10 protein-coding genes are annotated in these 12,454 nt (G+C 41.0%); 8 read left to right on the top strand and 2 right to left on the bottom strand.

Translation table 11 applies throughout. From position 1 onward, the window contains the following. The first annotated feature begins 478 nt into the window (after window positions 1-478). Both yedE and yedF read left to right on the top strand, forming a co-directional pair. The gene (gene yedE, locus BKK50_RS06255; RefSeq protein WP_077416391.1) at window positions 479-1,702 is read left to right on the top strand and encodes a selenium metabolism membrane protein YedE/FdhT; all 1,224 of its coding nucleotides are present in this window, start codon (window positions 479-481) and stop codon (window positions 1,700-1,702) included. 33 nt (window positions 1,703-1,735) lie between these two features. Beyond that, entirely contained in the window at window positions 1,736-2,005 is a 270-nt protein-coding gene (yedF, locus tag BKK50_RS06250; RefSeq protein WP_005696304.1) for a sulfurtransferase-like selenium metabolism protein YedF, read from the top strand. Between the two features lie 151 nt (window positions 2,006-2,156). Here the strand turns inward: yedF and BKK50_RS06245 are convergent, their stop codons facing one another. Both BKK50_RS06245 and melB read right to left on the bottom strand, forming a co-directional pair. Then, window positions 2,157-4,295 carry an alpha-galactosidase gene (locus BKK50_RS06245; protein WP_077416389.1) on the bottom strand — a complete coding sequence of 713 codons (2,139 nt, stop codon included), beginning with the start codon at window positions 4,293-4,295 and terminating at the stop codon, window positions 2,157-2,159. Window positions 4,296-4,307: 12 nt separating this feature from the next. Then, window positions 4,308-5,687 (bottom strand): melibiose:sodium transporter MelB, encoded by a 1,380-nt coding sequence (gene melB, locus BKK50_RS06240; RefSeq protein WP_077416387.1) that lies wholly within the window; start codon window positions 5,685-5,687, stop codon window positions 4,308-4,310. 220 nt (window positions 5,688-5,907) lie between these two features. Between melB and melR the strand changes: the two genes are divergently transcribed. The 6 genes from melR (at window position 5,908) to BKK50_RS06210 (ending at window position 12,229) form a co-directional block, all read left to right on the top strand. Further along, on the top strand, window positions 5,908-6,870 hold the full coding sequence (gene melR, locus BKK50_RS06235; protein ID WP_077416385.1) for a transcriptional regulator MelR: 963 nt from the start codon (window positions 5,908-5,910) through the stop codon (window positions 6,868-6,870). An 11-nt stretch (window positions 6,871-6,881) separates the two neighbouring features. After that, entirely contained in the window at window positions 6,882-7,601 is a 720-nt protein-coding gene (gene sfsA / locus BKK50_RS06230) for a DNA/RNA nuclease SfsA (protein ID WP_077416383.1), read from the top strand. 221 nt (window positions 7,602-7,822) lie between these two features. Next, on the top strand, window positions 7,823-9,010 hold the full coding sequence (tyrS, locus tag BKK50_RS06225) for a tyrosine--tRNA ligase (RefSeq protein WP_077416381.1): 1,188 nt from the start codon (window positions 7,823-7,825) through the stop codon (window positions 9,008-9,010). A 145-nt stretch (window positions 9,011-9,155) separates the two neighbouring features. Next, window positions 9,156-10,082 (top strand): aminoimidazole riboside kinase, encoded by a 927-nt coding sequence (locus BKK50_RS06220; RefSeq protein ID WP_077416379.1) that lies wholly within the window; start codon window positions 9,156-9,158, stop codon window positions 10,080-10,082. A 67-nt stretch (window positions 10,083-10,149) separates the two neighbouring features. Beyond that, window positions 10,150-10,761 carry a glutathione S-transferase N-terminal domain-containing protein gene (locus BKK50_RS06215; RefSeq protein WP_077416376.1) on the top strand — a complete coding sequence of 204 codons (612 nt, stop codon included), beginning with the start codon at window positions 10,150-10,152 and terminating at the stop codon, window positions 10,759-10,761. 7 nt (window positions 10,762-10,768) lie between these two features. Beyond that, window positions 10,769-12,229 (top strand): glycoside hydrolase family 32 protein, encoded by a 1,461-nt coding sequence (locus BKK50_RS06210; RefSeq protein ID WP_077416374.1) that lies wholly within the window; start codon window positions 10,769-10,771, stop codon window positions 12,227-12,229. Window positions 12,230-12,454 lie beyond the last annotated feature (225 nt).

Below are 12,454 nucleotides of genomic sequence, written 5' to 3'. Positions count from 1 at the left end.
GTCCGAATTTTAACCGATTGAAATAATTTGATTTTATAACGGACACACTGCGTGTGTCCGAATTTTAACCGATTGAAATAATTTGATTTTATAACGGACACACGCAGTGTGTCCCTACGTATTGGTTAAAATTTCTGTTTTGTGCATTTGCTACATAATACCGTAAAATTGACCGCACTTTAGGTGGAGAAACGCCCAATATGGGGAGAATTTAATAATTGACAAAATGAAGAAAACTCCCCCTATTCTGCCGTTGCCTCTCTTAGAATAGAAAATAACCCATTTAGATGACGAAAATCGTAACACTCTTTGTTTTTCCTCATATTTTTGTTTATACTCTCAACGCTTTTACAGCATTTTCATTCATATATCGCAAGTTTGTGTATAGGAAATGAACAAATCTGATTGTCCTCAATTCTATTTTTCATCATATACCTTCGCTTGCAAATCATTAACTGTCTTAAGGATTTAGGTACCTATGTTAGAGATTTGGCAACAATTCAAACAAAACTATCTCATTAAATATTGGAACCCTGTCGCTGCGGTGATCGCAGCCGGTTTGCTTTCTGCTTATTATTTTGGTGTAACCGGCACATACTGGGCAGTCACCGGGGAATTCACACGTTGGGGAGGGCACGCCTTACAGACCCTAGGGGTGGATGTGAGCGAATGGAGCTATTATAAAATCATTGGAATGGAAGGAACCATTTTTACCCGTATTGACGGTGTGATGATTTTAGGAATGTTCGCCGGCTGTATTTCCGCCGCTTTATGGGCAAATAACGTGAAATGGCGAAACCAACCGCATAAGCGCCGTATTGTTCAAGCCTTAATCGGCGGTGCGTTAGCCGGTTTCGGCGCACGCCTTGCCATGGGGTGTAATCTTGCCTCCCTTTTCACCGGTATTCCACAATTTTCTGTTCACGCTTGGTTTTTCACGCTTGCCACAGCAATCGGCACTTATTTTGGGGTGAAATTCACCTTACTTCCGATGTTCCGTGTTAAATTGGAACTCAAGAAAGGGGCAGCAAAATTAAAAGAAACCGATCCGAAACAAGCCTCCCGCCGTTTTTGGCTTGGTATGGTCGTTTTCTTCGCCTATCTCATCGCATCACTTTATGTAATGACCCACTCCATAAAATTAGGCTTTGCGATGTTTTGCGGCTTGGCTTTCGGTTTATTAATCGAACGCGCGCAAATTTGCTTTACCTCTGCTTTCCGTGATTTATGGGTAACCGGTCGTGCGTATATGGCGAAAGCGATTATTTTCGGCATTATGGTCGGGACAATCGGCGTTTTCTCTTATATCCAATTAGGCGTTTCACCCAAAATTATGTGGGCAGGTCCAAATGCCATTGTCGGTGGATTATTATTCGGTTTTGGTATCGTACTGGCGGGCGGCTGCGAAACCGGTTGGATGTATCGTTCAATGGAAGGGCAGGTTCACTTTATGTGGGTAGGGCTAGGCAACGTTATCGGTTCCACTTATCTTGCCTATGCTTGGGATGACATCGCCCCCGCCCTCGCTTTAGATTATGAAAAACTCAACTTACTGAAATCTTTCGGTCCGGTGGGGGGATTATTAGTCAACTATGGTTTATTAATTCTCTGCTTAATTGCGGTGATTTGGTGGGAACGCCGTTTCCTCGCCAAAGCCAAAGCAAAAATCGCTGCAAGCGCACAACAATCTTGCGGTTGTTAATTTTTATTCATTCATCAAAAAGAGGAAATTATTATGGCATTTACCGTTGTTCAAAAATTAGATAAAGATCCGAAAGATATTACCCCGGATTATACCTTAGACACCTTAGGCGAACCTTGCCCTTACCCGGCAATTGTGATGCTTGAAACCATGCCACAATTACAAAAAGGGGAAATTCTGGAATTATTAAGTGACTGCGCCCAATCCATCAACAACATTCCGGTGGATACTAAAAACCACGGTTACACATTGCTAAGCGTGGAGCAAGACGGCACAAAATTACGCTATTTGATTCAACGTTAATTTCAACGGCATTATATTATGTCGTAGTTGCACAAGCTTTATTTTAGCTTTATGGTATCTACGTGTCGTTAAAATGACTGTTTTTGTGCATGTGTTACATAATACCGAATCTCAAGAAAAGTGCGGTCAATTTTAACCGCACTTTCGCCATCTATAATTTTCTAAATTCCAATAACATTGCACTTTGCGGATCTAATACAGGAATGGTTAAACCAACATTGGCAAGCCATTCACTGCGAATCGTGACGCTTTTACCATCAAAACAATCACGTAGCCATTGTGGAAAAACTTTCATTAAATGTCCCGCTTTTCCTTCGCAGATGTAATCCGGAATAGCAAGCACTTTCACTTGATAGGTTTCCTCTGTTGCTAAGTACGGTAAACGGAGTTGACCCATTTGTTTATAATCCGGCATATCAAGCTGGCTCACCTGCACCACAGCTTGCGATTTATCTTTAGCGACGACACCGTGAATGAGCGTTTTGTCATCGTGATAATCCAAACGGAACACATCACCGCTATGTAATAAAGGACGAAGTTGTTTGTGCAACGCAATATATTTTGCAAAGCCGACTCGTTCTTCTTCACTTTCTTTCACCGGATCAAGCTCCACCCCCATATGTCCGAATAATGCAGTTAAACCACGATAATCAATCGAAAAACGGCGATGCGTAGTTTGGCAAGGTGAACCACCAATGTGTGCCCCCATCACTTCCGGTGGATAAAAATAACTCATACTACGATGAATTTGTTGGCGAGTGTAAGCGTCATTATTATCTGATGACCAAAAACGTTGTGAACGTTTTAAGATTTCATAGTCAATACGTGCGCCCCCTGATGAACAACTTTCAATTTCTACATTTGGATAGCGTTTTTGTAATTCATCAAATAAACGGTAAGCGGCTTGGGTTTGTGCCACTGCTGCGGCACGCCCCCGACTCCCAGGTTGGACAAGGCGGCGGTTATGATCCCATTTGATATAATCAATTGCGTGATTGCCAAGTAACCAATCCATACGTGCCAACAAATAATCAAAGACTTCTTGCTTCGTGAGATCCAAAACGTATTGATGGCGTTCCTCCGGTTGCTCATACCCCTCTAATTGTAACAACCAATCCGGATGCGCTTGGTAAAGCTTGGTCGGTTTGTTAATCATTTCCAACTCCACCCAAATACCAAATTGCATACCGAGTTTTTTCACCGCATTAATGACTTCATTTAAACCGTTCGGGTATTTTTCCTCATCCAAATACCAATCGCCTAAACCGCCAAAATCATTATTACGCCCAATAAACCAACCATCATCAATGATAAATCGTTCCACCCCCATTTCCGCTGATTTTTCAGCCATCGCAATGATGTGTTTTGGGTGATGATCAAAGGTTACACCTTCCCAAATATTCAGATGTACCGGGCGCATAGGATGAACAAAACGTAAAATATGTTGGCGAACGTGATGATGAAATTGGCGTGACATTCCATTTAAGCCTTCATCCGAATACACCGCATAAACCCAAGGGGTGCAATGGCTCTCACCTTGTTTAAGCTGAATTTCGCCTGGGAAATAAAGATTTTCTAATTGGGCAAAACGGCGACCATCAATCAATACATCGGCACGAATACGATGATTCCCCGACCAGGCAAGATGGAATCCCCATACTTCCCCCTGTTGTTGGCGAAAGTGCGGTGTGCCTAAAATCAGATTTGGTGCATATTCGTGGGAAGTGCGTCCGTGGCGATTTTCCTGGGTAAATGCCCCATGTTTGAGGGAAAGGCGATTTTCTTGAAGTTCACGACACCAACGCCCATAAAAACTGAGCACTTCATCGGCATATTCAGGCACAGGTAAGGTGACGGCTAAACGGTTTACGGTAAACGTCCCTTCCGCTAAATTGGTTAAAGTATGACGGAATTTAAACACGCCATTTTCATCAGCTTCAATTTCTGCTTTGAAACCTAATTTGGCGATATTATCTTCCATTTCCAACACCAAAGTGCGGTCGGTTTTTGTGATATTTTTAGTGATGAACACCGGTGCCCAATCATACCCATTTCGATGCCCTTCCACGCCGGAAACACCAAAATAACCTCTGCCGTTTTCTGCGGCAAGAGTGAGGGGAATATCCACATCAAGGCTGCCATTTGCCACGCCCCGTTCAATGCTCATCACATCCGCTTCCGTGATTTCAGCCAATGCTAGGCGTTTGCCAAAATAAAGGATTTCGGCAGGTTCTGTACGTAAAATTAAATCGGTCTCTTTGCTTTGCAAGCGAATTAATTGTGAACTCATAAAATACTCCTGTTAATATTTCGTTTCGACTTTGCGGTATTTATCCAATAAGGTGATATTGACTTTGGCGAGTAAATCTCCGTGAAGTTTGTAATAACGGAAATAGACGGATAATTTAATGAGATAGAAGAAAATCGGTAACCCTATCATAATCACCTTCATATAGAATAAGGTGGTCTCACTTTGGGCTTCATTCGGTACATAATCAATCGCTGTTAATAATACGCCAATCAACAGGGCTGACACCGCAGATCCGGCTTTCACGACCATTGTTTGCACGGCATAAGCGATACTTTCTGAACGAATACCGAGTTTGTATTCGCCGTAATCGACCGTATCCGCCACCATAATCACTTGCAACGTCCAAAACAAAGCACTACCGATTTGCATAAAAATACCGGCAAGGATAATCAAAAAAACACTGTGATGTTCCACAATACCGGTGTAACCCAAAATTGCACAGCTGATGATGGAACTGACAGAAATCGTCATCCATAATGTACGACGTGAGAAAAATTTTGCTAAACGGGCAAATAGGATGATGATGGCAAGATTCGCAATCCCGGCATATGACATATAGTATGGGAACATTTCCTTATCCCCTACGACATAGGTGAAATAATAAATGGCGAAACCTGAAATAATATTACCTGCAATATTGTAACAAAGTGCCATCACCAATAAACTTGAAAGCTGATCATTGCGGGGAATGAGTGAAACCAAAATTTTAAGTGGGACTTTTTTCTGTGATTCACTGTTTTCAATGGTATCGGAGGAATATTTTTCTTTGACATTGACGAGAGTAATTATTGTCGAAATCACAAAGAAGATGATAATGACCAAAGTAAACATTCTAAAGCCGAAACCTTTATCTTCTCCACCTACAGCATCCACAAACGGCATACCAACACCGGCTGTCACAAAACCGGCAAGACTGGCAAAAAAACGGGGATAAGGCACGAGCGCTTCACGTTCCCGTTGATCAAGTGTTAAGGTTGGGGTGAGCGACCAAAACGGAATATCCATCAAGGTATAGGTCATTCCCCAAAGGATATAAGTGATCGCAATATAAATGATAAGTGCCGTGCCGGAAAAATAATCCGCACAAAAAAGAGAGAAAAGTGAAATTGAGTTAAGAATTGTTCCAATCAAAATCCAAGGTTTAAACTTTCCCCAACGTGATCGTGTATTGTTCACAATCCAGCCCATAATGGGATCATTTAAGGCATCCCACACCCGAGCAACCATAAAAATACTTCCTACAATGGCACCTGAAACACCCAGCACATCGGTGTAATAATACATTAAATACATATACACAATACCGATGGCAAAATCTTTCCCATAAGCTCCCAAACCAAAACTGATTTTCGTCTTCATTGATAAACTCATAATGAAACTCCTTACTGATTATCTTTGAATAGCATAATGACAAAAGGGAAATCATTTTCCTATATCGCTTTCTCATACAAAATTCCTGAAAACTCATTTTATGAGATCTCTCGTTAGAAAAATGAGGATTCAGGAAAATTTTCTAAGAAAATAGGAACAAACTAAAAAAACCGCTATAATTCCACCGCACTTTTGATTGGTCATATTTAATCGGTGATATATGAAATCTGAAGATCTTGCTTTAGGATATTTTGACTCTGAAGATTCCCTTGGAAGCAAAACAACCAGCCCCCTTTCTTTACCTTTAGAAAAGCAGTCGCTACGCGTAAAACTTTGGCAACCGCCGGTAAATATGCCGGCACATCATTGGCACGGACATATTGAAATCAATATTCCCTTTAACGGTGATGTTGAATATTTCTATAACGGTTCACTCATCACAATTAAGGAAAATCATATTGCCGCTTTCTGGGCTTCCATTCCCCATAGCTTAGTAAATCGTCAAAACTGTACGGAAATGGCGGTGATCGATATTCCCGTTCATCAATTTCTTTCCTGGCAGCTGCCGGATAATCTTGTTACCCATATTACCCACGGTGTCGTCATTCAATCTAAAAATCCGGCACTCGCCAGCACTTTTGAAATTACACGTTGGCAAAATGAACTCACCAAAAATGACAATAACCGTAATCATTTGGTTTATAGCGAAGTGCAACTGTTACTAAAACGTTTAGAACTTGACGGCTGGGAACTTTTGCTCAAAACACATTATGAAAACAACATACATAGCCATGCGTCTCGCCACACGCAACATTATGTGATCCAAATGCTTAATTATATTGGTAGCCATTTTAATCAACCCATCACGGTTTCTCAGGTGGCAGAGGCAGTAGGGTTAAACGCCAACTATGCGATGGGATTATTTCAACGTGCAATGCAATTGACGATTAAACAATACATCACCATGATGCGAATAAACCACGCAAAAGCCTTGCTTACCGATACCGATAAAACGATGCTTGATATATCAATCACCGCAGGTTTTAATTCATTGAGCCGCTTTTATGAAAATTTCCAGAAATATACGGGATTTTCTCCGATGAATTATCGCAAACAAATGCGTGGAAATATTTCAAACCACCGCTTTACTCTAAAAACTCATCATATTTCAACCGCACTTTAATAAGGAATATTATGCAACTACCCACTCTTCAATCTGCAAAACTCATTCGCCGTTATAAACGTTTTCTTGCGGATATTGAATTGCCCAATGGTGAAGTCATCACCATTCATTGTGCAAATACCGGCGCTATGACCGGCTGTGGCGAAAAAGGCGATACGGTTTGGTATTCCCATTCCGACAGTCAAACAAGGAAATACCCCCATTCCTGGGAACTGACCCAACTTGCCAATGGACAACTTTGCTGTATTAATACCCATCGTTCCAATCAACTGGTGTTGGAAGCCTTACAAAACAAGCAAATTAAAGAATTAGCGATGTATGATGAAATCTATCCCGAAGTCAAATACGGCGAAGAAAACAGCCGAATTGATTTTTTACTGAAAAGCGAAGGGTTGCCTGATTGCTATGTGGAGGTGAAATCCATCACCTTAGTAAAAGGCAACCTGGGTATGTTTCCTGATGCGGTTACTACAAGGGGACAAAAACATGTACGAGAGCTATTGGCAATGAAAAAACAAGGTCATCGGGCCGTCATACTTTTCGCCGGTCTGCACAATGGATTTGATCATTTTAAAATCGCAGAATATATCGATCCCGATTACGATCAATTATTAAAAGAGGCTATCGAACAAGGCGTGGAGGCTTACGCCTATGCCGGTGAATTTGACATTTCAGAGGGAATCCCTACCGCACTTTCATTGACGGAATCGGTGCCTTATATTAAAGAGTAAAATTTTGATAATTATTTTCATTTAATTATTGACAAGATTGTTGATAATAATTATCATCTAATCACTCCAATAACAACAAGCTGGTTTCAATTAAAAACACTCAGCGATAATCACTCCAACATTCCCGCCTATTTCCCCACAAATAGGCGTTTTTTTTGTTCACAAATTTTTAAGATTCCCTATAATAAGCCCTTCTCAAAATCATAATTAGGAAATCAATAATGACTGATATTAATACTGTTCTCGCAGAACTTAAGCGTGGCACGGATGAAATTCTTTCCGAAGCAGATTTAATTGAAAAACTCAAAGAAAATCGTCCGTTAAAAGTAAAATTAGGCGCAGATCCTACTGCACCGGATATTCACTTAGGGCATACAGTCGTACTCAACAAATTACGCCAATTCCAACAGTTAGGTCATGATGTGTATTTCTTAATTGGTGATTTTACCGGTATGGTGGGCGATCCTTCCGGCAAAAATACCACCCGCCCTCCCCTTAGCCGTGAAGATGTATTACGCAATGCGGAAACCTATAAAGAACAGATTTTCAAAATTCTTGATCCACAAAAAACCAAAATCGTTTTTAATTCCGAATGGTTAGGTCAATTAGGCACAGAAGGGATGATCCGCCTTGCCAGCAACTATACTGTTGCCCGAATGCTTGAGCGTGATGATTTCAAAAAACGCTTTACCAACAATCAACCTATTGCCATTCACGAATTTATTTATCCGCTATTACAAGGGCACGATTCTGTGGCATTAGATGCGGATGTGGAACTTGGCGGTACCGACCAAAAATTCAATTTATTGGTGGGTCGTGAATTACAAAAATCAGCGGGTAAAAAACCACAGGTCGCTATCACTATGCCATTGCTTGTGGGCTTAGACGGTGAGAAAAAAATGTCAAAATCTCTCGGTAACTATATCGGTGTGACTGATGCGCCAAATGATATGTTCGGCAAAGTGATGTCGATTTCCGATGAGTTAATGTGGGATTGGTATAATCTGCTTTCATTCCGTCCCTTGAGTGAAATTGAACAACTTAAAAGCGATGTAAAAAATGGCAAAAACCCACGTGATGTGAAAATTTTACTTGCCAAAGAATTAATTGCCCGTTTCCACGATGAGGCAGCCGCCAATGCAGCAGAACAGGAATTTATCAATCGTTTCCAAAAAGGTGCAATGCCGGATGAAATGCCGGAATTGACTTTTACCGGTGAAATAGGCTTAGCAACGTTATTAAAAGAAGCAGGTTTAGTGCCTTCCACTTCTGAAGCCATTCGATCCGCACAACAAGGGGGCGTGAAAATCAATGGTGAGAAAATTGATAATGTAAAAGAAAATGCCCCTAAAGGCACAAATGTTTACCAAGTAGGTAAACGTAAATTTGTGCGTGTGACAATAAAATAATCAAAACATCGTAAAAACTGACCGCGCTTTTAAAAGTGCGGTTATTTTTTAAGATAAATTGTGCAAATAAGCATTGAAAAATGTTCGTCTACCCTATCAATGGGTACAGGAATGATGAATCACTATAAATAATAAAGGAAATACTATGAGTCAAAAAATTTGGGTAACCGGTGATGCTGTGGTGGATCTCATCCCAGATGGTGAAAATCACTATTTACGTTGTGCGGGTGGTGCGCCGGCAAATGTTGCCGTAGGTGTCGCCCGTTTAGGGAGCGAAAGTGCTTTTATTGGTCGTGTGGGAAATGATCCGCTCGGTCAATTTATGCAAGAAACCTTAAATACCGAAGGTGTGGATACCACCCATATGATTTTAGATCCACAACACCGCACTTCAACAGTGGTTGTGGGGCTTGACAACGGTGAACGCAGTTTTACTTTTATGGTAAACCCGAGTGCCGATCAATTTCTGCAAACCACTGATCTACCGCCATTCCAAGCCGGCGAATGGTTGCATTGCTGCTCTATTGCACTCATTAATAACCCATCACGGGAAGCGACCTTTGAAGCCATTCGCCGCATCAAAGTAGCGGGAGGATTTTTCTCTTTCGATCCCAATTTACGTGAATCGCTATGGTCTAGCCTAGAGGAAATGAAAAGCGTAGTAATGGAAGCGGTCGCCCTGGCAGATGTATTAAAATTTTCCGAGGAAGAACTCACCCTTTTAACTAACACGGACAGTCTTGAAAAAGCCTTTGAAAAAATCACCGCACTTTATCCGGAAAAACTGATTATTGTTACCTTAGGAAAAGACGGAGCGTTATATCATCTTGCCGGTAAAAAAGATATCGTTGCGGGTAAAGCCTTAAAACCTGTTGATACCACTGGTGCGGGCGATGCTTTTGTGGGGGGATTATTAGCCGGACTTTCTCAATATGAAAATTGGAAAGACAACGAGGTGTTGGTGAAAATTATACAACAAGCCAATGCTTGCGGTGCGTTGGCAACCACCGCAAAAGGGGCGATGTCCGCATTGCCAAATAAAGCTCAATTGGCTGAATTTTTGGCAAACTAATCCTAAGGTGTGTGAATTTATTTCACTCACCTTCTGTTAAAGTGCGGTCATAAACGGAGGTGTTTTTATGAAACTATGGTATTCCGATTCCAGCCCTTATGCGCGAAAGGTACGCAGTGTAATGTATTACCACCAATTACAAAATCAAATTGAGCTGTTACAAGCCACCAGTGGAATGGATAAACATTCACCACACAATCAAGATAACCCCCTTGGGCGTTTGCCTGCGCTTCAAATGGAAAATGGCGAATGGTTATACAACAGTTCACTGATTGCGGAATATCTCGATCATTTAGGTTCACAACCTTCCCTCTACGGCAGTGGAGAGCAACGTTGGCAGATTCTTCGCTTACATTATTTAGCCGATGGGGTGTTAGAAAATGAGCTTTCCACCATACCGGAAAAACGCCTACGCCCTCACTCGGAATGGTGGTTAGAACGCCATCAACAAATTTTTCAACGTACCGAACAAAGTCTTATCGCTATTCAACAGTCTATTGATTTATTCGGTGAAGCACTCAATATCGGTACGCTTAATGCGGTCTGTGCCATTGATTTTCTCTTATTCCGTAAGGATTGGACTTATGCCACCAACCATTCCACAATGGCATCATTAAAATCTTGGGTGGAAAAAATGAATGCACGCTATGCTTGTTTAAATGAAACTTATCCCAAATAGGACAACTATGATTATTTTCAATAATGGCAAATACAAAAGTCTTCTCGCTGCAGAACAAGGCGAGCTTGATAGAATACGTAAAACAGTGGAAAGCGATAAAGATTTTTATCCCACTTACCACCTTGCCCCACCTACCGGGCTATTAAATGATCCGAATGGACTGATTTTCGATGGCGAAAAATATCATCTTTTTTATCAATGGTTTCCTTTTGATGCCATACACGGTATGAAACATTGGAAGCATTTTATCACTCCCGATTTCCAAACCTATCAAGCCGCTGATGATTTAATCCCTTGTGAATTATTTGAATCTCACGGTTGCTACTCCGGTGGGGCATTAAAAGTGGGCGATAAACTGGCAATGTTCTATACCGGTAATACCCGCCGCCCGAGTGATAATCAACGTGTGCCTTATCAAAATTTAGCCATTTTTGACTTAGACGGTAAATTGTTAAGCAAACGCTCCTTAATCGAAAATGCCCCTCCAGGTTATACGGAACACGTTCGAGATCCGAAGCCTTATTTCACAAAAGAGGGAAAAATCCGTTTTATTTGTGGTGCCCAACGTGAAAATCTTACCGGTACGGCTATTATTTTTGAAATGGATCACTTGGATGATACGCCACGTTTAATCGGTGAATTGTCTATTCCGGCCTTTAATAATCACCATGTATTTATGTGGGAATGCCCCGATTTATTGAAATTGGGTGAGAAAGATATTTTTATCTGGTCACCACAGGGAAAAGATCGTGAAGTACATCAATTCCAAAATAACTACCACGCCACTTATGCCATTGGGCAATTAAAGGGCAATGAACTGAATGCAGAGCACATTGCTGAATTGGATCAAGGCTTTGATTTCTATGCCCCTCAAACCTTTAGCAGATTGGAAAATAAAGCAAACACTATTATGTTTGGCTGGATCGGCTTGCCTGATTTAACGTATCCAACAGATCAATTCAAATGGCACTCTGCCCTCACGATGCCACGAGAAGTGCATATTGAAAATCATCAACTCTATCAACGTCCGATTGCCAAAATTTATGAAAATATGACCGCACTTTCTACACAAACCTTGCAACAACAAACCACAATTGCCCATTTAGATCGTGCCTATTTGAAATTTAATGCGGAAAATCAGCCGTTTAACTTATCTTTCTTTACCAATGAAAAAGGTGAGACCTTGAGCCTGTCCTATAAAAACGGCTTAGTCTGTTTGGATCGCACCCAATCTAAGCAAACGGAACTAATGGAAAAATTTGGTGGACAACGTTATTGTGAAATCGCCTCTCTTTATACCGTAGAAATTTTCTTTGATCGCTCGATTGTGGAAATATTTTTAAATGAAGGTGAAAAAGTGATGACCTCAAGATTCTTTATCGAAAATCGGGAAAACCTTGTGATGTCTAATCAGGCATTGACCATTGAAATTGGCTATCCTCAAGCCATTAAATATATTCTGCCATAACAGGGGAAAGCGACATTATACCGGTATTATGCAGCAGTTGCACAACGTTGTTTTTTTGTTATCTTGTAGGGACACACTGCGTGTGTCCGAATTTTAAGCTATTGAAATAATTTGATTTTATAACGGACACACGCAGTGTGTCCCTACGTTTTGGTTAAAATTTCTGTTTTGTGCATTTGCTACATAATACCGCACGTTTTACTCTACTTTAACGCCTTGTACTAT

It is taken from the genome of Rodentibacter rarus (assembly GCF_001998965.1).
GTDB lineage: Bacteria > Pseudomonadota > Gammaproteobacteria > Enterobacterales > Pasteurellaceae > Rodentibacter > Rodentibacter rarus.
The sequence above is the reverse complement of the archived record's forward strand: the minus strand, read 5'-3'. Positions and strand labels throughout refer to the sequence as shown.